The following is a 22,467-nucleotide window of genomic DNA, read 5'->3' as shown; positions in this document are numbered from 1 at the left end:
GCCACGCCGTTCGAAATAATTCGAATACGTGTTCGCGTTCGCGAACGCATCTAGGTAAGGTCCTGTCCGCAGCGCAGCCCAGCAGCACAGAGCAGCAGGAGGCACCGTGTCCACGCCGACCCAGTTCTTCGGAGTCCCGATCCACCGCAGCCGCCGCCCCGTCGCCACCCGGGTGCCCCAACGGCCGCTCTCGGCGCTGCGGCCGCTGTTCGAGGCGGTGCGACGGGACCCGGTGATCGCGGCGTTCGGCTGGTCGCAGTCCGGCCCGGTGCCGGGCGAGCACGGGCGGACGGCCGGGCTGCGGATCGGGCCGCCGTGGTTCCGCACCACCACCGACCACGCCGAGCAGGACCTCTACGCTCTCTCCCTCGACCTCCCGCACCCCAGCCTCGGCGGCCACCGCTACGGTCCCGGTGCCACCTCGCTGCGGTGGCGCCGCCTGCCGTACCAGGGGCCGGACGAGGAACGGTACGGCCGGGCCCGGCGGCTGGCCGACGCGCTGGAGTCCGGGGCCTTCGACCGCGCCCTGGCCGAGTCCTTCGGCGGCGGCCGGGGCGCCACCGACGTCACCGTCTGGCGCGACCGCATCCGGGTCGTGGAGACCACCCTGGCCTGAGGGACGGCGCCCGCCCCTGACGGCCGGTCAGCCCGGACGGTCAACCCCGGCCGGTCAGCCCGGCCGGTCGGCCCAGCGGGCCACCCCGGACGGCCGGCCCGGCCGACCCCTGCTGGAGCACCCCCGGGCCGTGACACCCTGGGGGGATGACTGACGAGACGAGTGCCGTACCGGCGTGGGAGCAGCGGTTCCGAGCAGCGCGGGTCTCCCTGCCGGACTGGGCCGAGGAGGCACCCGACCGGGCGCTGTACGTGTCGAACTCCACCGGCACCTACGAGGTCTACGCCTGGGACCGCACCGCCGGCACCCACCGCCGGGTGACCGACCGCCCCAACGGCACCACCGACGCCGAGCTCAGCCCCGACGGCGAGTGGATCTGGTGGTTCGACGACACCGACGGCGACGAACTGGGCGTCTGGCGGCGCCAGCCCTTCGCGGGCGGCCCGGACGAGCTCGCCGTCCCCGGCATCGAGGCCGCGTACGGCGCGGGCCTGGCGCTGGGCCGCGACGGCACCGTGCTGGTCGGCACCTCGGAGGACGACGAGGGCACCACCATCCACCTGCGCCGCCCGGGCTCGGCCGCGGTCGAGACGGTCTACCACCACCAGGAGTACGGCGGGATCGGCGACCTGAGCCACGACTCCTCCCTGCTCGCGGTCGACCACACCGAGCACGGCGACGCGATGCACTCCGCGATCCGGGTGCTCCGCCTCCCCGACGGCGCCACGGTGGCCGAGCTGGACGAGGTGACCGGCCGTCAGGAGCCGCGCGGGCTGGCCTGCCTGGGCTTCGCCCCGGCCGACGGGGACACCCGGCTGCTGGTCGCGCACCAGCGCCGGGGCCGCTGGGAGCCGATGCTCTGGGACGTGGCGACCGGCGCCGAGACCGAGCTGGTGCTGCGGGACGAGCAGGGCCGGGAGTTCCCCGGTGACCTCTCCGCGCAGTGGCGGCCGGGTGCCGCCGCCCTGCTGGTGGAGCACGAGTTCGAGGCCCGCAGCGAGCTGTTCTCCTACGAGCTGACGACCGGTGAGCTGACCAGGCTGGCCACCCCGCGCGGCACCGTCTCCGGCGCGACCGCCCGCCCCGACGGTACGGTGGAGTTCCTCTGGTCCTCCGCCGCCGAGCCGGCCGCGGTGCGCTCCACCGCCGGGCACGTGGTGCTGCGGGCGCCCGGCCCGGTGCCGCCGGGCTCGGTGGCGGTGGAGGACGTCTGGGTCGAGGGCCCCGGCGGCCGGGTCCACGCGCTGGTCCAACGGCCGGACGGGGAGGGGCCGTTCCCCACCGTCTTCGAGGTGCACGGCGGCCCGACCCACCACGACAGCGACTCCTTCGCGGGCGGCCCCGCCGCCTGGCTGGACCACGGCTTCGCCGTCGTCCGGGTCAACTACCGCGGCTCGACCGGCTACGGGCAGGCCTGGACGGACGCCCTCCAGGAGCGGATCGGCCTGATCGAGCTGGAGGACATCGGCGCCGTCCGCGACTGGGCGGTCCCCTCCGGCCTCTCCGACCCGGCCCAGCTGGTGCTCTCCGGCGGCTCCTGGGGCGGCTACCTGACCCTGCTCGGCCTCGGCACCCAGCCGGAGAACTGGTCCCTCGGCCTGGCCGCGGTGCCGGTGGCCGACTACCTCGCCTCGTACGAGGACGAGATGGAGGCGCTCAAGTCGCTGGACCGCACGCTCTTCGGCGGCTCCCCGGAGGAGGTCCCCGAGCGGTACCGGGCCTCCTCCCCGATCACCTACGTCGAGCGGCTGAAGGCCCCGGTCTACATCAGCGCCGGGGTCAACGACCCGCGCTGCCCGATCCGGCAGATCGACAACTACGTGGCCCGGCTGGAGGAGCTCGGCAAGGAGCACGAGGTCTACCGCTACGACGCCGGGCACGGGTCGCTGGTGGTCGAGGAGCGGATCAAGCAGCTGCGGCTGGAGATCGGCTTCGCGCTGCGGCACCTGGGCCGGGCTCGGTGACCGGCTGACCCACCGTCGGATCAGTCCAGGGCCGGGTCCAGTCCGAGGGCCCGGTCCCTGGCCTTCTCCGCCTCGCGGCGGGCCAGCCGGAACCACATGAAGACCACGAAGCCGCCGAAGACGAACCACTCCAGGGTGTAGCCCAGGTTCTGGAAGGCGCGCAGGCTCAGGCCGTTGCCGCCCTGCGGCTGCACCGTCGGCACGGCGGTGAAGCCGTCCGGCACGGCGTCGGCCGCCAGCCAGCCGTCGGTGGTCGGGTACGGCAGCACGTTCACCAGCGCGGCGGGGCTGATGGTGCCCAGCTGGCCGGCGGGCAGACCGCCCGTCACGGCGCCGTCGCTGCCGCTGTTCTCCGGCGCCTGCAGCCGGCCGGCCACCGTCACCGTGCCCTCCGGCACGGCGGGGGCGTTCGCGGCGTCCGCCGACGGGGCGCCCGGGGCCCAGCCGCGGACCACCGGGACGCAGGCCTGGCCGGTGGTCTCCGGGCAGAGCGGGGTGAGCACGTAGTGGCCCTGGCGGCCGTCCACCGTGCGGTTGGGGACCAGCAGTTGGTGCTCGCGGTCGTACCGGCCGGAGACGGTCGCCGAACGGCCGACGGTGTCGGTGGTCACCTTCGCGCCCGGGCCGGCCAGCAGCTCGGCGAGCGGCACGGCGGGGCCGGTCGAGCCGGCGGTGGCGGTGCGGGCGGCGTCCTGGTGCCGGTCGACCTGGTCCTCGAAGCGGCTGAGCTGCCAGCTGCCCATGAAGACGCAGACCACGATCGCCAGGACGGCGACCACGGTGCCGCCGAGCCAGCGCGAAGTCAGGAGGAACCGGTACACACGCACCACGGTAACCGCCCCTACACCGACCCCCGGCACCAGGTCCGCCCCTCGAAGACGGCCGCCCGGGCGCGAGGACGTACGTGGTCACCCGGGGGGCGCGGGGAACTGCGCGAGTACGGAAGGCGGACCGGCGTGAGGTCGGGGCACGTCAGCCGGTTGCACGTGCTGCCGTTCCCCCGCGCGCAGTTCCCCGCGCCCCCGGGGTGACCACCATCGCCGTGCCCCGGTGCACGCGCCTACGGCGTGGGCGAGGCGGTCGGCTGGTCGTGTTCGGGGGCGGTGCGGTAGACGGTGCCGGTGCAGGCGTTGGGGATGGTGGCCGAGACGGGCTGGCCACCCGGGTCGGGGACGTGGGTGAGCAGCAGGGTGGTCTCCGGCCCGGGGGGCGGGGTGGGAGTCGGGGTGGGGGTGGGCGTGGGGTCGGGCCCGGGGCCCTCGGAGGGGGCGGCGGAACCGGAGGGGGCGGGGGCGGCCGCGCGGGCCTTGGCGGCCTCGCCCTTCTCGGGGGCGGCGCCCGCGCTCGGCCCCGGTGCGGGCGTCGGTGCGGGGCAGGCGGTCTCCGGCACCCAGCCGAACCGGACCAGGTACGCCGTCGAGGGTGCGAGCAGCAGCGGCCCGTTCGAGGTGGGTGCGGGCAGGGCGGTGGCCGGGCCGCCGGCGGTGTGGGCGGCCACCCGGATCCGGGCCTGGTCGGAGGAGACGGCCCCGCCGCCGCCGAGCTGGCAGGTCCGGGCGGAGACGTTCTGCACCCGGAACCAGCCGTAGACGTTCCCGGCCGCGTCGGGTTGCCCCACCGAGACGGAGGGCCGCCCGAGGTCGGCCGCCGTGCAGGCGGGGGCCACCGCCGTGGGGGTCGGCGTGCCGCCGGGCCCACCGGTCGCCGTCGCGGTGGTGCTGGTCTGCGGCACCGGCGCGGCGGTGGCGGAGGGCGACTCGGTGACCGGGCTCGGGCTGCCCGGGCTCTGCGGGGCCTGCGGCACCGGGCGGGTGGTGCCGCTGGGGCTGGGCCGCAGGATGCCGGTGGCCTTGGGCGCGGCGCCGACGGTGGGGCTCTCCACCGGGCCGCCGGAGAGGTCGAGGCCCTGGACGCCCTGGATGGTGGGCCAAGCGGCGGCGCTGAGCAGCACCGCGGCGGCGGCCGTGGTCCAGGTCGTGCGGTGCCGGGCCCGGCGTCTGGGGACCTCCTGGCGCAGCCGCGGCAGGGCGGCCGGATCGGGTTCGAGCCGGGCCACCGCCTGGTGCAGACGGCTCCGCAGTTCGTTCTCCAACTGGTCCTCCCCCGAAGGCAGTTGGTGGTCAGTCATCGCCCGTCCCCGCGCTCTGGTCCATCCGCGTCCGGAGCGCGGCCAGCCCGCGCGAGCCGTACGCCTTGACCGAGCCGATCGAGATCCCCAGCAGGTCGGCGACCTGGGCCTCCGTCAGGTCCGCGTAGTAGCGCAGCACCAGCACCTCCCGCTGACGGCGTTGCAACCCCCGGAGCGCGGCCTTCAACTCGTCGCGCTCCAGCGCATCGTAGGCGCCTTCTTCTGCACTGGCCATGTCAGGCATCGGCTTGGGCAGCAGACGCAGGCCCATGATCCTGCGGCGCAGGGTGGAGCGCGAGAGGTTGACCACGGTCTGGCGGAGGTACGCCAGGGTCTTCTCGGGCTCGCGGACCCGGCGGCGGGCGGCGTGCACCCGGATGAAGGCCTCCTGGACCACGTCCTCGCAGGAGGAGATGTCGTCCAGCAGCAGGGCCGCCAGCCGGAGCAGGGAGCGGTAGTGCGCCCGGTAGGTCTCGGTCAGGTGGTCGACGCTGGCCCCCAGCGCCTCCGGGGCGGTGCCCACCGGGCTACCGTCGGGACGCGCCGCCACGCGCACCGTACCCGCACCGACGCGCACCGGGCCGATGTGCACCGTGCCCACGCGTACCGCCCCCACCACGTTCGCCACGCCTGTTGGACACTCGATCCCCTGTCATGGTTGCCCCGGACTGCGGGCCATTCTCGCCTACCGGACCGGGGCCCTCCAGTGCTTCCGGGAGGGAATCTGACGGAACGTCCGGGATCGCGCGGCCCAACTCCCGGACCGGACCGTACCGGGCCCCGGCCCGGCGGAGGGCCGGCCTCCGGGCCCGACGGGGCGTCGGCCCGGCACGTCAGCCCAGGGCGGCGGACTCGGCGGCCACCAGCTCGGCGGTCTGCACCAGGTTGAGCGCGGCGCCCTTGCGCAGGTTGTCGCCGCAGAGGAAGAGGTCGAGCGCGTTGGGGTCGTCCAGCGCCCGCCGGACCCGCCCCGCCCAGACCGGGTCGGTGCCGACCGCGTCGTTCGGGGTGGGGAACTCGCCCGCCGCCGGATCGTCGTAGAGCACCACGCCGGGCGCCCCCTGCAGGATCTCCTGCGCCGCCTCGCGGGTGACCTCGCGTTCGAAGACCGCGTGCACGGCCAGCGAGTGGGTGGTGAGCACCGGGATCCGGACGCAGGTGGCGGAGACCTTGAGGCCGGGCAGGCCGAGCACCTTGCGGGGCTCGTCGCGCAGCCGGACCTCCTCGGAGGACCAGCCGCCGTCGGCCGGCCGGCCGACCCAGGGCACCGCGTTCATCGCCAGCGGCGCGGGGAAGGGGCCGTGGTCGCTGACCACGGCCCGCAGGTCGCCGGTCAGCTCGCCCACGCCGGTACCGGCGATCTCGCCCAACTGCCCGCGCAGGGTGGCCATCCCGGCCCGTCCGGCGTCGGAGGCGGCCTGGTACGAGGCCACCACCAGCTCGCGCAGCGCGTACTCGGAGTGCAGCGCGGCCAGCGCGCCGATCATGGTGAGGGTGGCGCAGCCGGGGATGGCCAGGATGCCGCGCGGACGGATCAGCGCGGCCGGGGCGTTCACCTCGGGCACCACCAGCGGGACGTCCGGGTCCTGCCGGAAGACGGCCGAGCCGTCCACCACCACGATGCCCTTGGCGGCGGCGATCGGGGCCCAGCGGGCGGCCACCTCGTCGGGCACGGCGAACACCGCGACGTCGATCCCGGCCAGGGCGTCCTCGGTGAGCTCGCCCACCTCGGCCACGGCCCCACGGACCGTCAGCTTCCGCCCCGCGGAACGGGAGGAGGCCAGCAGCCGGACCTCGCCCCAGACGTCCTGCCGGACGGAGAGGAGGCCGAGCAGCACCCCGCCGACGACGCCGGTGGCGCCGATCACCGCGAGGTTCGGCCTCCTCCCCGCAGGAGTCATCGGCCGGTGCCGCCGTAGACGACCGCCTCGTCGGTGTCGCTGTCCAGGCCGAAGGCGCTGTGCACGGCGCGGACGGCCTCGTTGACGTCGTCGGCGCGGGTGACCACCGAGATGCGGATCTCCGAGGTGGAGATCAGCTCGATGTTCACGCCCGCCTCGGAGAGCGCCTCGAAGAAGGTCGCGGTGACCCCGGGGTTGGAGCGCATGCCCGCGCCGACCAACGAGATCTTGCCGATCGCGTCGTCGTAGCGGAGCGACTCGAAGCCGATGCCCTCCTTGACCCGGCCCAGCGCGTCGATGGCCTTCTGGCCCTCGGTCTTCGGGCAGGTGAAGGAGATGTCGGTGAGGCCGGTCGACGCGGCGGAGACGTTCTGCACCACCATGTCGATGTTGACCTCGGCGTCCGCGATGGCGCGGAAGATCCGGGCGGCCTCGCCCGGCTTGTCGGGCACGCCGACGACCGTGACCTTGGCCTCGGACGTGTCGTGGGCGACTCCGGAGATGATCGCCTGCTCCATCTCGCCCCCTTCGGGCTTGGTCGGGTTGGTGCTGCTGACAATGGTCCCCGGCAGGCCGGAGAAGGACGAGCGTACGTGAATCGGGATGTTGTAGCGCCGCGCGTACTCCACACAGCGGTCAAGGAGCACCTTGGAGCCGGACGAGGCCAGCTCCAGCATGTCCTCGAAGCCGATCCAGTCGATCTTCTTGGCCTTCTTCACCACGCGCGGGTCGGCGGTGAAGACGCCGTCCACGTCGGTGTAGATCTCGCAGACCTCGGCGTTCAGCGCGGCGGCCAGCGCCACCGCGGTGGTGTCCGAGCCGCCCCGGCCGAGCGTGGTGATGTCCTTGCTGGCCTGGGAGACGCCCTGGAAGCCGGCGACGATGACGATGTTGCCCTCGTCCAGCGCGCTGCGGATCCGGCCCGGCGTCACGTCGATGATGCGCGCCTTGTTGTGCACGGAGTCCGTGATGATGCCGGCCTGACTGCCCGTGAAGGACTGGGCCTCGTGGCCCAGGGAACGGATCGCCATGGCCAGCAGGGCCATCGAGATCCGCTCGCCGGCGGTCAGCAGCATGTCGAACTCGCGCCCGGAGGGGATCGGGGAGACCTGCTCCGCGAGTTCGATGAGCTCGTCCGTCGTGTCACCCATGGCGGACACCACGACGACGACCTCATGGCCGGCCTTCTTGGCGTCTACGATCCGGCGGGCGACGCGCTTGATGCCCTCGGCATCCGCAACGGATGAGCCGCCGTACTTCTGCACGACAAGGCCCACGTGCGCTCCTCGACTAGTGTCGTTTTCGGGGGGTGGTGGCCCCCGCACCCCCGGTGAGCGGGGGTTCTGCGGTCGGGCGCCAGTCTAGCGAGCGAGCCGGGCCCGACCTGCGGATTCCATATGATGAGACGGTGATCTCGGCCTCCGGTCAGGGCCCACCGGCGAGTCTGCGGGCGCGGCCCGGCCGCCCCGGAGATTTGCCGGGACGGGGCCCGCGCGGCCCCGGTTTTCCCGCCCGGACGGCCCCGGTGACTGGTGCGTCACACTCGCCGCCCGGGCGTGCCACCGGGCCCGCTTCGGTCGCCTACAGACCGAGCTCGGCGGCCATCAGGTCGCCCGCCTGCTGCTCCAGCTGCTCGTCCGTCAGACCGTCGTCGTCGGTGTCCGCACCGTCCGGCACCGCGCCGATCGGACTGTCCAGCCGGACGTGCGCGATCAGCGACTGGAGCGCCCGCAGCACCGCGCTGCAGGTCGAGCCCCAGCTCGACAGGTAGGAGAACTGCCACCACCAGAGCGCCTCGCTGACCCGGCCCTCCTGGTAGTGCGTCAGCCCGTGCCGCAGCTCGCTGACCACGCCCGCCAGGTCGTCCGAGATCCGGAACGCGTTCGGCTTCTCCGGCGGACCGTACGGGTCGAAGACCTCGTGGTAGACGTCGATCGGGGCCAGCAGCTCGGCCAGCTTCTCCCGCAGCTCGATGCCGTCCGGCTCCGGCCCGGCGTCCGGCTCGAAGCGGTCCTCCGGCAGCACGTCCTCGATCGCGCCGAGGCGCCCGCCGGCCAGCAGCAGCTGCGACACCTCCAGCAGGAGCAGCGAGACCGCGCTGCCCGGTTCGTCGCCCCGGGCGACCTCGGTCACGGCCAGCACGAAGCTCTCCACCGAGTCCGCGATCTGCACCGCGAAGTCGTCGGGCTCGTCCGCGCCGTGGCCGATCCGGTTACCGCTGCTCTGGTCAGACATCGAGAAGTCGTCTCCCTTCGAAGGCCCGTCCGAGGGTGACCTCGTCGGCGTACTCCAAGTCCCCACCGACCGGCAGGCCACTGGCCAGCCGGGTCACCTTCAGGCCCATCGGCTTGCAGAGCCGGGCCAGGTAGGTGGCGGTCGCCTCCCCCTCCAGGTTGGGGTCGGTGGCGAGGATCAGCTCGGTGACGGTGCCGTCCGCGAGCCTGGTCATCAGCTCCCGGATCCGCAGGTCCTCCGGGCCGACCCCCTCGATCGGGCTGATCGCCCCGCCCAGCACGTGGTAGCGGCCCCGGAACTCGCGGGTGCGCTCGATGGCCACCACGTCCTTCGGCTCCTCCACCACGCAGATCACCGCGAGGTCGCGCCGCGGGTCCAGACAGACCCGGCACTGCTCGGCCTCGGCGACGTTCCCGCAGGTCACGCAGAACCGGACCCGCTCCTTGACCTCCAGCAGCGCGTGCGCCAGCCGCCGGACGTCCACCGGATCGGCCTGCAGCACGTGGAAGGCGATCCGCTGCGCGCTCTTGGGCCCGACGCCGGGCAGCCTGCCCAGTTCGTCGATCAGGTCCTGAACAACGCCCTCGTACAACGTCGCGCCTCTCTTCGGCCCGGGCCGGCGGTCGCGCCGCCGGCTCCGGTGCCATCATCCAACGAATCGGGCGCCGGACACACCGTCCGACGCCCGACTCACGATAAATCCCCGCAGCGCGTTCGAATCGGCGCTGCGCTCCTCCGCCCGGCTCGGCGCCCGGCTCAGAAACCGAGGCCGGGCAGACCGCCGCCGAGGCCCTGGGCCAGCGGGCCCATCCGCTCGGCCTGCATCTTCTGCGCCGAGGCGTTGGCGTCCCGGACCGCGGCCAGCACCAGGTCGGCCAGCGTCTCGGTGTCTTCCGGGTCCACCGCGGCCGGGGCGATGGTCAGCGCCACCAGCTCACCGGCACCCGTCACCGTCGCCTCGACCAGGCCGCCGCCCGCCGAACCCGAGACGTGCGTCTCGGCCAGCTCGCGCTGCGCCTTGCCCAGCTCCTCCTGCATCTTCTGCGCCTGCTTGAGCAGCTGCTGCATGTTGGGCTGGCCACCACCAGGGAACACGGGTCACTCCTGTGAGATCTCGGGTCGTTCTTGCTCGGTCCAACGTTCCGGGCCGAGCCTACGTGCCCGGACCGGCCCGCCGGGCCCGCTCAGCGGTTGTGCCGGATCTCCTCCAGCACCGTCGCCCCGAGCTCACGGACGATCAGCTCCGTGGTGTCCACGCCCGACTGCTGCGCGTGCGTGGGCGGACCGGTGTAGACCGCGTCACCCTCGATGTCGTAGTCGTCCGGCGGGTACTCCTCGTGCGGAGGCTCGGGGGCGGGAGGCTGCTCCGGCCGGGGTGCCGGGGGCGGCTGGGGCGCGGAGTGCACGGGGGGCGCCTGCACGACGGCGGGCGCCGGGGCCGGAGGCTGCTGGACGGGCGCGGCGGCCTGCACCGGAGCCGGCTGGGCCGACGGCTGCACCGCCGGCTGCGGCTGCTGAGCCGGCTGCTGGAACGGCTGCGCCGGGCGGGCCGGCTGCTGGAACGCCTGCGGCTGCTGGGCCGGCGCTCCCCAGCCACCACCGGCCGGGGCCGCCGGGGCCTGCTGCGCTCCGCCCGCTCCACCTGCACCGCCTGCGCCGCCCGCTCCGCCCGACGGATCGACGATGCACTCCACCCGCCAGTCCACGCCGAGCGCGTCCGACAGCGCCTGCTTCAGCACGTCGTCGCTGTTGCTGCTGACGAAGCTGTCGCGGGCGCCCGCGTTGATGAACGAGACCTGGAGCGTGCTGCCGTCGAACCCGGCCACCTGCCCGTTCTGGCTCAGCAGGATCCAGGTGAAGCGGCGGCGGTTCTTCACCGCCTCCAGGATCTGCGGCCAGAGCTGCCGCACCTGGCCCGCCCCCTGCTGCGCGGCCGCCGACGGCTGACCGGCCGCGGGCGGCTGCTGCACCACCGGCGTGGCCGGCGGCTGCACGGGCTGCGGAGCCTGCTGGACCGGCGCGGCCTGCGCGGGCGCGGGCGCACCGCCACCGGCCGGGAAGCTGCGCGGGATCGGCCACGCACCGGGCGCGGGCTGACCCGGCGTCACCCCGCCCTGCGGCGCGGGCGGCTGAGGAGCCGTCGGCTGCGCCTGCACGGGGGCCGCCTGCACGGCCGGCGGGGCCACCGGCATCTCCACCGGCGGCGCCTGCTGCACCTGAACCTGCGGCTGCATCTGCGGCACCGCCTGGGCGGCCGGCACCGGAGCGGCGAAACCGCCCGCCATCGCCCGGCGCTCCAGCTTGTCCAGCCGGGCCTGGAGCGACAACTCGTCCCCGTACGCGCCGGGCAGCATCACCCGGGCGCAGATCAGCTCCAGCTGCAGCCGGGGTGCCGCGTTCCCCCGCATCTCGGTCAGGCCCGTGTTGACGATGTCCGCCGCCCGGCTGAGGTCGGCCGGGCCGAAACGGTCGGCCTGGGCCTGCATGATCGCGATCCGGTCGGCCGGCGCGTCGATCAGCCCCTTCTCCCCCGCGTCCGGCACCGTCGCCAGGATCACCAAGTCCCGCAGGCGCTCCAGCAGGTCCGTGACGAACCGCCGGGGATCGTTCCCGCCCTCGACCACCCGGTCGATCACCTGGAACACCGTCGCCCCGTCGTGCCCGGCGAAGGCGTCCACCACCTCGTCCAGCAGCGCCGAATCGGTGTACCCGAGCAGCGAGGTCGCCATCTGGTACGTCACGCCGCCCTCGGCCGCGCCCGCCAGCAGCTGGTCCATCACCGACATCGAGTCGCGGACCGAGCCCGCGCCCGCCCGCACCACCAGCGGGAACACCGGATCCTCGACCTGGATGCCCTCCCGGCCGCAGACCTCCGCCAGGTAGTCCCGCAGCGTGCCGGGCGGCACCAGCCGGAAGGGGTAGTGGTGCGTCCGGGACCGGATGGTCCCGATCACCTTCTCCGGCTCGGTGGTGGCGAAGATGAACTTGAGGTGCTCCGGCGGCTCCTCCACCACCTTGAGCAGCGCGTTGAACCCGGCCGAGGTCACCATGTGCGCCTCGTCCAGGATGAAGATCTTGTACCGGCTGTGCACCGGCGCGAAGAACGCCCGCTCGCGCAGCTCGCGCGCGTCGTCCACACCACCGTGCGAGGCGGCGTCGATCTCGATCACGTCGATCGAGCCCGGCCCGCCGGTCGCCAGGTCCCGGCAGGACTGGCACTCGCCGCAGGGCGTCGGGGTCGGGCCCTGCTCGCAGTTGAGGCAGCGGGCCAGGATGCGGGCGCTCGTCGTCTTGCCACAGCCGCGCGGCCCGCTGAACAGGTACGCGTGGTTGACCCTGTTGTTGCGCAGGGCCTGCTGGAGCGGAGCGGTCACGTGCTCCTGCCCGATGACCTCGGCGAAAGTCTCGGGGCGGTAGCGGCGGTACAGGGCTAGGGACACACCCCGACGATATCGGGCCAGACGGACAGCCGGGCCGCTCCCGGAAACGCAAGGACCCCTCGTGCACCCGCCAGAGCCCTCCTACCCTTGCTGCCTTCCGGCCCTGGGGGGGTTCAGAGAGATGACGCCACACGAGGGGCTGGTCCCCACAGTAGCGGATCCCGGCCCCGAGCCGCACCACCCCACCCGCCCACCCATCCCCAGGCACCCACCCCCGACCACCTGCAGATGGATGGTCGCGAGCACCCCCGAACATGTACTAAGCTCTCCCACGGAGGATTCGCCTAGAGGCCTAGGGCGCACGCTTGGAAAGCGTGTTGGGATAAAACCCTCACGAGTTCGAATCTCGTATCCTCCGCCTTCACGAAGGCCCCGGACCGCACAGCGGCCCGGGGCCTTCGTCGTTCCGCGGGTACGGCCTGGTCACCTCGAGGCACGCTGGAACCGGCCGGACGGCCGGAAGGGGAACACGATCGGCGTCGGACGGCCCGCGGCGAGGCCGAGATCGCCACAGCCCCCATGGCCCCCTTCGATACGTCGGGGCGAGGCGGCGGCCGGCACCGGGCGCGCCGGAAGCCCTCGCTCCACGAGTCACGGCGCAATGCCCGGCCACGTCGGGATCGAACGGGACTGCGACCGCACCGTCGAAGCCCTGCGGACGCCGCCGGCCAGATGTGGACCCAGAAGGCTGGGTGCGGGCCTGGAGCGGGCGGCTTCGCAGCCCGCTCCAGCAATACCGACCTTCTCAGGAGCAGGACACCGGGGAGCCGAGGGTCGCTTCGCACCGAACCGGAGCGCGCCGAGCTACAAGCCTCGAGCGCCTTCACACATACAACGACTCCCCCACCTCGGCTCCTCAGCGACAAATCTCAAAGGACCCTCAACGGGAACTTCTCCCAGCCGAACCAGACCCCGATAGCACTCGTCAAAATCTGCCCGGTGAATGACCGCCCGACCGATTCGCGACGCCGAAGAACCAGAGGCCGATGCCGCAGCACCCGGTGCACGCGGCACACGCTCGACGACTGCCGCCACCTCCCCACCCCGGCGTAGAGGTCCATACAACTAATGCTACTTCAAACGCTGTTGATGGACAGTCAGCAACAACGAGCCCCCTCCCCCCGGCGCCGCCGACCGCCCGCCAGTCATCCTTATTTCAACCCATACAAGAGGAGGGTCATATTCCATGACGTCCGATACGTGCACGCATGTCCGGTACAAGATGTGATCTACGCCACACCCCTTCTGCAAAATGATCGCACCCGCACATCGCTGGCTAAAGTCGCCTTCGTTGATCACGAGGGAGGCCTCGAAAGAACGATCAACTTAAAGCCATTCCATCGCACCCCTGGAGGGGATATGCGCACGTCCATACGTAAGGGCACAGCGATAGTGGGGCTCACCGGAGCGCTGCTGGCCGGCGTGGCCACCGCCGCGGTCGCACGGAGCGGCAACGGCTACATCTGGGTGGGTACGTCCACCCAGAACCTGGAGGGCAACGTCACCTGGTGGGCGAAGGGCAGCAACCACGGCGGGATGCAGGTCTCCGGCACGCTGTCCGACACCGCCGCGGACAGCAACAGCGTCAAGGCGCTCGCCAAGGTCTCGGGCTACAGCTACTCGACCATCGGCAGCACTTCCGGCGGCAGCGGGGCGACGGTGTGGGTCGACCGTGTGGTGTACGACCCGCAGGCCACGTGGGTCACCTACGGGTGGGTCCAGACCTGCCGCTACAACAGCTGGGGCACTGACAGCTGCGCGACCGAGTACATGACTCGCTGAACCCAGCGTGCCCGCCCGGGGCTTGGATCAGAAGCCCCGGGCGGGCACCCGCCCACCTTACTGCTCAGAGTGAACGGAACCACATGCTCGTCGGAAAAGACGTAAGCCACTCGTTCCAGACAACACGGGTGCTGAACGGCGTGAGTGCCTCGATCGCGGCCGGCGAGGCTGTTGCCCTGGTGGGTCCGAGCGGGTCGGGCAAGACGACTCTGCTCTACTGCCTGGCCGGACTGATCCAACCCGAGGGCGGCACGGTCGCGTTCCAGGGGCGCTCGCTGGCCGGCATGGGGGACGACGAGCGGTCTGAGCTCCGACGGACCTCGTTCGGCTTCATCTTCCAATCTTCCGAGCTGGTACCAGAGTTGACGATCGCCGAGAACATCTCGCTCCCCCTCGAACTGCTGAAGGTACCGAGGGGGGAACGGCAGGAGCGTGTCGGCAACCTGCTGGACCGGCTCGGCCTGGCCGAGCTGGCCGACCGACGGCCGGCCCGGGTCTCGGGAGGCCAGGCGCAGCGTGCGGCCGTGGCACGCGCGGTCGTTCACCGCCCTGCGGTGGTCTTCGCCGACGAGCCCACCGGGGCACTGGACAGTGCCAACGGAGCCGTGGTCATCGACCTGCTCTGGGAACTGGCCAGGGAGCAGAACTCCGCAGTGGTGCTGGTGACTCACGATCACTCACTGGCCCGGAGTGCGGATCGCGCCATCGCTCTGCGCGATGGTGCTCTACACGGTTCCGAGCCCGTCGCGCCGGGGAGTGCCGAGAAGTGATCGATCTGCGGCTGGCCGTTCGCGTCATCCGGGGTGGCGGTGCGCCCGGCGCCATCCGGATGGCACTGATGGTCCTCGGGCTCGCGCTGGGCGCTGTGGTGGTCCTGCTGGTCGGGATGATGCCGTCGGTCCTGACGGAACGCGGTGCGGTCAGCTCCAACCGGCAACCCCTCAGCGCTCTTGCCGAAGAGAGGGGAAGCTTCAGCTTCCAGATCGCCTTCGGCGCTTGGCACGATGCGCGCGTGACCCGCGTGCTCGTGACGCGGTCCGAGAACGCTCCCCTCCCCCCTGGAGTCTCCCGCCTACCCGGCCCGGGGGAGGTTCTCCTCTCTCCGGCGGCCGCCGAACTGGCTTCTCGGGACGTCGATTTCAAGAGCCTGCTGGAAGGAACGAGCATCGGTGAGATCGGCCCGGCCGGTCTGCTGGGGCCGTCCGAGCTGTACGCCTACGTCGGTGTGCAGCGTGAGCAGATGGGCCGCCCGGCAGAGGGGCGCGGCTGGGGCGGATCCGGCGCCGACGAAGAGGTCAAGGCCCAGTTCGGCAACGTTCCCTTCGAGCTGGCGCTGATCATCGTGGCGCCCATGGCGATCTACCTCAACGTCTGCTCACGCCTCTCGGCCGCGACCCGGACCCGCCGGTACGCCGCCCTGCGCCTGCTCGGGCTGCCTCGGCGCCAGGTGTTGCGGCTGGCCGCACTCGAGTCGGCCGCGGCGGGACTGCTCGGCGGCCTGCTCGGCATCGCGGGTTACGGACTGGCCAACCGCTTGCTCGGGCCGTCCGGCGTCCTGGGGTTCACCTGGTACCCCTCGGCTTCGGAACTGCCCACGGCCGGGGCCGTTGCCGCGCTGGTGCTGATCACGCTGAGCGCGGCCCTCATCGGGGCGCAGGGCACCAGCAGGGCACTGGCCAGGCCGGTCGAGGCGCGATTCGACACCGCCGACAAGGAACCGCGGTGGTGGTACGGCGTACCGTTCGTCCTCGGGCTGGGGCTCATCGGTTTCCCGCTCCTCACCTCGGACAACGGTGGGGGCCGCCGAGCGGCGATGAGCGGCGGATCGGGCGCCGTGCTGATCGCCGGGGTGCTGTGTGCGACGGTCGGCCTCCTGTTGGTCTTGCGTCCGCTGCTGATGACGGTTGCCGGATGGCTCGTCGGAACGTCGTCGCCACTGGCGGTCCGTCTCGCTGCTCGACGGGTCCGCTTCGAATCGGCCGGACTGTCCTGGCACCTCGGTGGCCTGTGCGTACTCATTCTGACGGCCACGATCGGAGCGGGTGTCCTGAGGCAGTCGGAGTTGGCCGCCCTGCCCGCACCCGATCACCTGGTCGTGCAGCTGTCCGGCAACGACGTTCCGGCCGAGGCACGAGACCGTGCCGTCGCGCTGCCCGCGGCATTCCACTGGCTGCTGCAGAAGAGCATCACCGCACCCCCCAGTGGTGGTGTCGGCGGAGCTCCCCAGGGCGAGGCGGACCGGGTACGCCTCATGGGGGTTCAGAAGATCTCCGCGGACTGCCGAGCCCTGCGCATGATGAGCAACACGCCACTGCCCGACTGCCGGGACGGGGAGTTGTACCGGCTCAGGACGCATCTCGGAGGGTATACGGCGCCTCTCGTCTCCGCCGGAACCGTCCTGCCGTACCTGGACGCACAGGGCACCACCACCGCGGTGGAGGTCCCCGAACAGACCCTGGACGTGCCCAACGCCGGCCTGCTTCCCACCGGTATGGCGCTGCTGGACACCCGCGCCGTGCAACCCCGGATGCTGACGTCCAACACCATTTACTTCTTCCGGCTGCCGTCCAGCATCAAGGGCCTTGACCGCTTCGCCTCCGCCCTGGTGAAGGTTGCTCCCGCCGCGACGATGAGCGTCATCGACCTCGACCTCGACGGGCTCGAGGCCTACCACGTGCACCAGGGTGTGGTGTACAGCGGCATCTGGGTCGGCTTCCTCCTGGGGATCGTCGCGTTCCTCATCAGCGCCATCGGACGGTCCATCGAGCGGCGACGCCACGTGGCTTCCCTGGTCGTCGTCGGTACGCCGGTGCGAACGCTCCGGGCGGTCCAGGCCTGGCAGTTGCTGGCACCGCTCGCCCTCGCCCTGGTCCTGGCACTGGGGACGGGGCACCTGGCCGCGAACGCGCTGCTGCTGCTTTCGGGTCAGCAGATCGGGTGGTACCTCGGCGCCGTCGGCTTCGCGCTCCCACTGGTGGCCGTCGCGTTGGCCGTTGCCGGTGCGGTGAGCCTGTTCGTCTCGGGACTGCGGCCCCGCCCCGAGGACCTCCGCCGCGAGTAGCAGAAGATCGGAGCAGTGCTGTGGACAGCAGGATCGAAAGCAGGGCCCCTGAGACGGCAGCCGAAGGCGGGATGTTCTCCGCGGACCGGACCCATCCGCCGAAATCGAGGACCGAGTACCGGTACTGGCGGATCTTCACGGCCGTGGCGGGCGCACTCCTGGTCTCGATCGGCGCACTCCTGTGGGCCCACCGCTACGAGTTCCACCGGGTGGGCACCATCGCCATGTCACCAACGGCCAAGGCGTGGAACGAAACCGTCCTGGACACCGAGGCCGACGGCGGGAAGGGCATCCGACGCGGAGACGTCGTCGTCGTCCGGAGCGGCGACTGGGCCGGCGACACGGCAGGACTGACGTACACCGTCCGGGTCGTTGCGGTGGCCGGCGACACGGTCAGCTGCTGCGACGCCCAGGGTCGACTCGGCGTCAACGGCCGGACCGTCGACGAACCGTACGCACACGGCGACACCGCGGCCTTCGGAGACTTCACCGTGCAGGTGCCAACCGGGCGGATCTTCGTCCTCGGCGATGCCCGCAGCATCTCGGTCGACTCGCGGTCCCACCTCAAGGAGGCCGGCGGTGGAACCCTGCCCGTGAGCAGCGTGCAGGGGCAACTGGTCGCAATCGCCTGGCCGTTCCAGGACTGGGGCTCCCTGTCGGGACCCGCCGGGGCGAGCCGGTTCCCCGTTTACCTGGCCGGTTTCGCCGGAATCGTCGTCGGGGGTCTCCTCGGACTGGTCGCGGCATGGCCGACCGTGCGTGGCTGGGCGGCCTGGACCACCGCCCGGCTCCCCTGGCGCCACCGCGCGAAGGCCTGGTAGGACCAGCCTCCTCACGACGTGTCCTCGCCGTCCCCGGGCCCGGACCGCTGTTGCGGTCCGGGCCCGGGGCGGCAGCCGGCTGGAAGCCTCAACTCCCTCCGACTGAGGCACTGGTGACGACCTGCCGCTCACCGTCCGGGTGGACGGACATGCCGAGGCTTGGTGTCCGGCTACGACATCCCCGTGCGCGTACTCGCGTCCGACGGCCTGTCGGCCGGCGCCGCCTCGGCCTGGTCGGCGAGCAGGGTGCGGACGGCGGCGGCTTCCGGGGAGCCGAGCTGGTCGAAGAGGGTGAGGGCCGTGCGGAGGTGGGTGGCTGAGGGGAGGGACTGGCCCAGGACGGTGTGGGCGAGGGCCTGGGCGTAGGGCTTGGTGAGTTCGGTGGCGATGGTCAGGGCCTGTTCGGCGAGGTGGGTGGCCTCGGGTCGGTGGGCCCGGTCGAGGTGGCACTCGGCGAGCCGGGCCAGGGTGAGGCCTTCCCAGTCGCGGTGTCGGTGGGACCTGAAGTGGTCGAGTGCTTCGGTGAGTTGGGTGGTGGCCGGCTCGGGTTGTCCGGTGCGGCGCAGGACGCAGCCGTACTGGTAGAGCACCCGGGCGACGCCGGAGCTGTTGGCCACGGCCCGGGCGGCCTGCACCGCCCCCTCGGCCGCGGCCACCGCCTGCTCCGGGCTGCCGAGTGCGACGTACACCCGGGAGATCGTGGAGAGCACCAGCCCGGCGCTGCCCCGGTCGCCGAAGAGTTCGGCCAACTCCTTTGCCAGTAGGAGGAGTTCGAGCGCCCGCTCGGGCCGGGCGGTGGAGAAGTGCAGCACGCCGAGCGCGTTCGCCGCCAGGTGCCGTGCGACGTGGTCGTCGGCCTGTTCGGCCAGGGCCAGGCTGCGGGTGAGCTGCTGCTCGGCGGGTGCGTACGCGTTGGTCAGGTAGTGCAGGACCCCGGACAGGTAGCGGGCCCGGGCCTCCGCGCCGGGGCTGTGCTGCTCCCGGGCGGTGTCCGTCGCGAGTGAGATCAGCCGCTGGAACTCCCCTCGGTGGGCCGGCCCTTCGGCCAGGCCGAACCAGAGCAGCAGCAGGTCGACGGCGGGTCGCGCCGCGCCGGGCAGTTCCCGCAGGGCGTGTTCGACGGTGGCGGCGAGCAGGGTGTGCCGGTCGCGCAGCCACTGGCGGGCGGCGCTCTCGTCGGCGGGCGTGCTGCCCGGGGCCTCGGTCGGGTGCAGGCTGCGGTGCAGTGCGTGACCGGGTTCGATCAGGTGCGAGACGTTCGCGGTGCTGGCCAGCAGATGGTCCAACAGCCTTCGTACGGCGTCCTGTTGGTCGGCCACCGGGTCGGTGCGCTCGCGCAGTCGCTGGGCGTACAGCCGGAGCAGGTCGTGGTAGCGGTAGCTGTCGGCGCGGTACGGGTCCAGCAGGCCGGCGTCCACCAGGGTCTCGGCGAGGTGCTCGGCGCCGTCCCGGTCGGTGCCGAGCAGTGCGGCGGCCACGTCCACTGGCAGGTCGGGCAGGTCGCCGAAGGCCAACAGCCGGAAGGCGCGGGCGGGTTCGGGGCGGAGGGCGGAGTAGCCGAGGTGCAGGGTGGCCTCGACGGCCAGGTCGCCGACCCGTAGTTCGTCCAGCCGTCGGTGCTGGTCGCGCAGCCGGGCCAGCAGGTCGGCCAGTGGTCGCCCGGGCCGGCCGGCCAGCCGCCTGGCCACGATCCGGACGGCGAGCGGCAACCGGCCGCAGACGGCGACCAGTTCACGGGCGGCGGCCGGTTCGGCGGCCACCCGTTGGGGGCCGATCACGGCGGTGAGCAGGGCGAGCGCCTCGTCCTCGGTCAGCACGTCCAGCTCGAACTGCCGGGCACCGGGCAGCAGGATGGTCCGGGCCCGGCTGGTGACCAGCACGGCGCAGCCGCCGCCCCCGGGGAGCAAGGGGCGGATCTGGGCGGTGTCGTGGGCGTTGTCGAGCACCACCAGGGCCCGCCGCTCGGCCAGCAGCGAGCGGTAGTGCGCGGCACGCTGCTCCAGGTCCTCGGGGACGGCGCTCTCGGGCAGCCCGAGGGTCTGCAGGAACCGGGCGAGCACCGTGCCGGGTTCGGCGGGCGCGGGGCCGGCGCCGCGCAGGTCGACGTAGAGCTGCCCGTCCGGGAACTCGGCCCGGACCCGGTGTGCGACGTGCACGGCCAGCGCGGTCTTGCCCACCCCGCCGGGGCCGGAGACGGTGCACACCGCGAGTGCGCCGCCGGGGCCCGGCCGCAGCCCGGCCGCGAGCTGCTCGACGGTATCCGCCCGTCCGGTGAAGTCGGCCACGTCCGCGGTGAGTTGGCGCGGCGTACGGTCGGCGGGACGGGCCGGGACCGGGACAGTCGGGGATGGAACGTCCAGGCCCGGGTCGGCGGCCAGGATGCGGGCCTGCAGGTCGGACAGCGCGGCGCCCGGTTCGACGCCGAGCTCCGCGGTGAGCAGCCGCCGGGTCTCGGCGTAGACGCCGAGCGCCTCGGCCTGCCGCCCGCTGCGGTAGAGCGCCAGCATCAGCTGGGCCCGCGGGCGTTCGCGCAGCGGGTGCAGGGCGGTGAGGGTCTGCAGTTCGGCCAGCGCCTCGGTGGACCGGCCGGTCTCCAGCAGGCAGTCCAGCAGGTCCTCCTGCGCACCCAGCCGAAGCTCCGTCAGCCGGTCGCGCTGCCGCTCGGCGTACGGTCCGGGCAGCCCGGCCAACGGCGTGCCGGTCCAGTGGGCGAGCGCGGCGGCGAGCCGGGTGCGGGTCGCCTCCCGGTCGCCGTCCGCGGCGGCCCGGGCGGCCGTGGCCAGGTCCTCCTCGAAGCGGTGCGCGTCGACCTGCGGGGGCTCGATCCGCAGCGCGTACCCGTCGGCGACCGAGACCAGTACGGTGCCCGCGCCCCGGGCCGGCCGGTCCGGCTCCAGTACGGTGCGCAGGCGCCAGGCGTACTGGCGGAGCATCCCCAGCGCGCGCTGCGGAGGGTCCTCGCCCCAGATCGCCTCGGCCAGTTCGTCGCTGCCGACCGGCCGGCCGGGCCGCAGCAGCAGTACGGCGAGCAGGGCGCGCTGCTGGGGCGGGCCGAGGTCCAGTTCGCGGCCGTCGAGCCGGCCGTGCAGCGGGCCGAGCAGTCGGAAGTCGAGCCGGTGTCCGGGCAGGTGTCCGGACAGGTCGAAGTCGGTCATGTGGTTCCCCCGTGTTCACTGCACCGCTTCCGGTCCCCGACCTCCGGTGCGGCACGCCCGAGCCAGCCCCTGGTCCGGCATTCGGCGTTGATCGTTCGTTGATTCGCGGTCCGCACAATGAGCCGTCGTCCGACGCCCACCAGAAAGGCCAGCGCCATGAGCGAGACCGAGCAGAGCCGCCCCGAGCCCGCCGAGCAGGAGAAGGAGCAGCCGCGGTTCCGGTACGAGGTGCGTCCGCTGCACACCATCATCGCAGAGGGGGAGAAGCGCCCCAAGAGCTGATCCCGCTCCGCCCACGAGAGACCGGCCGTGCCCTGTGCGCGGCCGGTCTCTCGTGTTTCCCGGGCCGTTGAGCCGGCGTCAAGAACTTGTGTACGCCATGGAGAACGCGCGTAGATCGGCCGCGGCGAGACTCCGTCATGTCAGACGGCAAGCACGCACGAAAGGCACCGACCCCATGACAGTGCTCCCGCAGAACGGCCAGGTCTACGTCCTCAAGTCCGCCAGCGGCACGGTGGCGGACGTCAGCTCCTCCAGCACCGCGCCCTGCACCCGGATCCAGGCCTGGCAGCCGAACGGGACGAAGGCCCAGACCTGGGTCTTCTGGGCCAAGGAGAACGGCACCTGGCTGCTGGAGACCGGCCTCACCAAGGGCACCCACGCCCCGGGCCAGGCCATGGTGATGGACCACAACTTCAACGCCTTCAACACCCACCTCTACCAGGAGCACGGCCAGGACAACCAGCGCTGGTACGTCGAGGACGCCGGCGACGGCTGGGTCCGGCTGCGCACCGCCCGGGGCGACGGCGGCTATCTGACGGCGGACCAGGTGGGCAGCGCGCTCGGGGTCTGGGCCCTGGACCAGGGCGGCAGCGGGCAGCGCTGGCAGCTGGTGCCGGTCGGCGGTGCGGGCAGCCCGGGCGGCTCGGGCGGCGGCCAGAGCCAGCAGCCGCAGCAGCCGTCGGGCGGTGGCGGTGGCGGTGGCGACGAGGGCCGGGTGATCGCCCTGGTCAACGCCTACCGCGCCCGGCGGGGCCTCGGCCCGGTCCAGCACGACGGCCGGCTCACCCCCGCGGCGGTGGCCAGCAGCCAGGAGCAGGCCCGGCGGGGGCAGCAGGGCCACTGGGTCGATCTCGGCGGCGCGTTCACCCGGGCCGGTTACCGCTGGGGCGGCCTCGGTGAGGTGGCCGGTGGCGCGCCCGGGCAGTGGACGACCCCGGAGTCGATGGTCCAGGGCTGGATCGACCACCCGCCGCACGAGGAGATCCTGCGCGGTGACTTCCGCAACGCCGGCGCCTCCCGCACCGTCGGGGGCAACGGCATCTCCTACTGGTCGATGGTCTTCGCCCGCCCGCTCTGACCCG

At 72.8% G+C, this 22,467-nt stretch carries 18 protein-coding genes, 1 tRNA gene and 1 other RNA gene; 9 read left to right on the top strand and 11 right to left on the bottom strand.

What is annotated here, in order from left to right; translation table 11 throughout:
- The first annotated feature begins 106 nt into the window (after positions 1–106).
- Entirely contained in the window at positions 107–616 is a 510-nt protein-coding gene (locus ACIA8O_RS11695; protein WP_396293479.1) for a hypothetical protein, read from the top strand.
- Positions 617–762: 146 nt separating this feature from the next.
- Entirely contained in the window at positions 763–2,580 is a 1,818-nt protein-coding gene (locus ACIA8O_RS11690) for a S9 family peptidase (RefSeq protein WP_396293478.1), read from the top strand.
- A gap of 20 nt (positions 2,581–2,600) precedes the next feature.
- On the opposite strand, the gene ACIA8O_RS11685 is transcribed toward ACIA8O_RS11690, so the two are convergent.
- The 10 genes from ACIA8O_RS11685 to ffs all read right to left on the bottom strand — a co-directional run bounded on the left by ACIA8O_RS11685 (position 2,601) and on the right by ffs (position 12,425).
- Positions 2,601–3,401: an SURF1 family protein gene (locus tag ACIA8O_RS11685; RefSeq protein WP_396293477.1), complete on the bottom strand. Its 801-nt coding sequence runs from the start codon at positions 3,399–3,401 to the stop codon at positions 2,601–2,603.
- A gap of 239 nt (positions 3,402–3,640) precedes the next feature.
- Positions 3,641–4,708: a hypothetical protein gene (locus ACIA8O_RS11680; RefSeq protein ID WP_396293476.1), complete on the bottom strand. Its 1,068-nt coding sequence runs from the start codon at positions 4,706–4,708 to the stop codon at positions 3,641–3,643.
- Positions 4,701–5,264: a SigE family RNA polymerase sigma factor gene (locus ACIA8O_RS11675; protein WP_396293606.1), complete on the bottom strand. Its 564-nt coding sequence runs from the start codon at positions 5,262–5,264 to the stop codon at positions 4,701–4,703. The genes ACIA8O_RS11680 and ACIA8O_RS11675 overlap by 8 nt, the downstream gene beginning before the upstream one ends.
- Before the next feature lie 277 nt (positions 5,265–5,541).
- Positions 5,542–6,609, bottom strand: a complete 1,068-nt coding sequence (locus ACIA8O_RS11670) for an aspartate-semialdehyde dehydrogenase (RefSeq protein ID WP_396293475.1) — start codon at positions 6,607–6,609, stop codon at positions 5,542–5,544.
- Positions 6,606–7,886, bottom strand: coding sequence for an aspartate kinase (locus ACIA8O_RS11665; RefSeq protein WP_396293474.1), 1,281 nt, complete (start codon positions 7,884–7,886; stop codon positions 6,606–6,608). The genes ACIA8O_RS11670 and ACIA8O_RS11665 overlap by 4 nt, the downstream gene beginning before the upstream one ends.
- A 304-nt stretch (positions 7,887–8,190) precedes the next feature.
- Positions 8,191–8,844 carry a DUF5063 domain-containing protein gene (locus tag ACIA8O_RS11660; RefSeq protein ID WP_396293473.1) on the bottom strand — a complete coding sequence of 218 codons (654 nt, stop codon included), beginning with the start codon at positions 8,842–8,844 and terminating at the stop codon, positions 8,191–8,193.
- Entirely contained in the window at positions 8,837–9,436 is a 600-nt protein-coding gene (gene recR / locus ACIA8O_RS11655; protein ID WP_345287001.1) for a recombination mediator RecR, read from the bottom strand. Before recR ends, ACIA8O_RS11660 begins: the two co-directional genes overlap by 8 nt.
- Before the next feature lie 164 nt (positions 9,437–9,600).
- The gene (locus ACIA8O_RS11650; protein WP_396293472.1) at positions 9,601–9,939 is read right to left on the bottom strand and encodes a YbaB/EbfC family nucleoid-associated protein; all 339 of its coding nucleotides are present in this window, start codon (positions 9,937–9,939) and stop codon (positions 9,601–9,603) included.
- Between the two features lie 89 nt (positions 9,940–10,028).
- On the bottom strand, positions 10,029–12,284 hold the full coding sequence (locus ACIA8O_RS11645; RefSeq protein WP_396293471.1) for a DNA polymerase III subunit gamma and tau: 2,256 nt from the start codon (positions 12,282–12,284) through the stop codon (positions 10,029–10,031).
- Positions 12,285–12,334: 50 nt separating this feature from the next.
- An RNA gene (gene ffs / locus ACIA8O_RS11640) (signal recognition particle sRNA small type) lies at positions 12,335–12,425 on the bottom strand.
- 132 nt (positions 12,426–12,557) lie between these two features.
- Between ffs and ACIA8O_RS11635 the strand changes: the two genes are divergently transcribed.
- The 5 genes from ACIA8O_RS11635 (at position 12,558) to lepB (ending at position 17,948) form a co-directional block, all read left to right on the top strand.
- Positions 12,558–12,642 (top strand) — tRNA-Ser (locus ACIA8O_RS11635).
- A gap of 1,034 nt (positions 12,643–13,676) precedes the next feature.
- Positions 13,677–14,066 carry a hypothetical protein gene (locus ACIA8O_RS11630; RefSeq protein ID WP_396293470.1) on the top strand — a complete coding sequence of 130 codons (390 nt, stop codon included), beginning with the start codon at positions 13,677–13,679 and terminating at the stop codon, positions 14,064–14,066.
- An 83-nt stretch (positions 14,067–14,149) separates the two neighbouring features.
- A complete protein-coding gene (locus tag ACIA8O_RS11625) occupies positions 14,150–14,836 on the top strand; it encodes an ABC transporter ATP-binding protein (RefSeq protein WP_396293469.1) in 687 nt (228 codons plus the stop codon).
- Positions 14,833–17,127: an FtsX-like permease family protein gene (locus ACIA8O_RS11620; RefSeq protein ID WP_396293468.1), complete on the top strand. Its 2,295-nt coding sequence runs from the start codon at positions 14,833–14,835 to the stop codon at positions 17,125–17,127. The genes ACIA8O_RS11625 and ACIA8O_RS11620 overlap by 4 nt, the downstream gene beginning before the upstream one ends.
- A 143-nt stretch (positions 17,128–17,270) precedes the next feature.
- On the top strand, positions 17,271–17,948 hold the full coding sequence (gene lepB, locus ACIA8O_RS11615) for a signal peptidase I (RefSeq protein WP_396293467.1): 678 nt from the start codon (positions 17,271–17,273) through the stop codon (positions 17,946–17,948).
- A gap of 170 nt (positions 17,949–18,118) precedes the next feature.
- On the opposite strand, the gene ACIA8O_RS11610 is transcribed toward lepB, so the two are convergent.
- Positions 18,119–21,103, bottom strand: coding sequence for a BTAD domain-containing putative transcriptional regulator (locus tag ACIA8O_RS11610; protein ID WP_396293466.1), 2,985 nt, complete (start codon positions 21,101–21,103; stop codon positions 18,119–18,121).
- A gap of 156 nt (positions 21,104–21,259) precedes the next feature.
- Between ACIA8O_RS11610 and ACIA8O_RS11605 the strand changes: the two genes are divergently transcribed.
- Both ACIA8O_RS11605 and ACIA8O_RS11600 read left to right on the top strand, forming a co-directional pair.
- Entirely contained in the window at positions 21,260–21,385 is a 126-nt protein-coding gene (locus ACIA8O_RS11605) for a hypothetical protein (protein WP_396293465.1), read from the top strand.
- Positions 21,386–21,560: 175 nt separating this feature from the next.
- A complete protein-coding gene (locus tag ACIA8O_RS11600) occupies positions 21,561–22,463 on the top strand; it encodes an RICIN domain-containing protein (RefSeq protein WP_396293464.1) in 903 nt (300 codons plus the stop codon).
- The last annotated feature ends 4 nt before the right edge of the window (positions 22,464–22,467 follow it).

This window comes from Kitasatospora sp. NPDC051853, from assembly GCF_044452665.1.
Lineage (GTDB): Bacteria > Actinomycetota > Actinomycetes > Streptomycetales > Streptomycetaceae > Kitasatospora.
The sequence above is the reverse complement of the archived record's forward strand: the minus strand, read 5'-3'. Positions and strand labels throughout refer to the sequence as shown.

Coding starts and splice junctions, on each gene's coding strand:
- ACIA8O_RS11690 (WP_396293478.1), top strand. CDS start 763: ATGACTGACGAGACGAGTGCCGTACCGGCGTGGGAGCAGCGGTTCCGA.
- ACIA8O_RS11680 (WP_396293476.1), bottom strand. CDS start 4,708: ATGACTGACCACCAACTGCCTTCGGGGGAGGACCAGTTGGAGAACGAA.
- ACIA8O_RS11670 (WP_396293475.1), bottom strand. CDS start 6,609: ATGACTCCTGCGGGGAGGAGGCCGAACCTCGCGGTGATCGGCGCCACC.
- ACIA8O_RS11660 (WP_396293473.1), bottom strand. CDS start 8,844: ATGTCTGACCAGAGCAGCGGTAACCGGATCGGCCACGGCGCGGACGAG.
- ACIA8O_RS11625 (WP_396293469.1), top strand. CDS start 14,150: ATGCTCGTCGGAAAAGACGTAAGCCACTCGTTCCAGACAACACGGGTG.
- ACIA8O_RS11610 (WP_396293466.1), bottom strand. CDS start 21,103: ATGACCGACTTCGACCTGTCCGGACACCTGCCCGGACACCGGCTCGAC.
- ACIA8O_RS11605 (WP_396293465.1), top strand. CDS start 21,260: ATGAGCGAGACCGAGCAGAGCCGCCCCGAGCCCGCCGAGCAGGAGAAG.
- ACIA8O_RS11600 (WP_396293464.1), top strand. CDS start 21,561: ATGACAGTGCTCCCGCAGAACGGCCAGGTCTACGTCCTCAAGTCCGCC.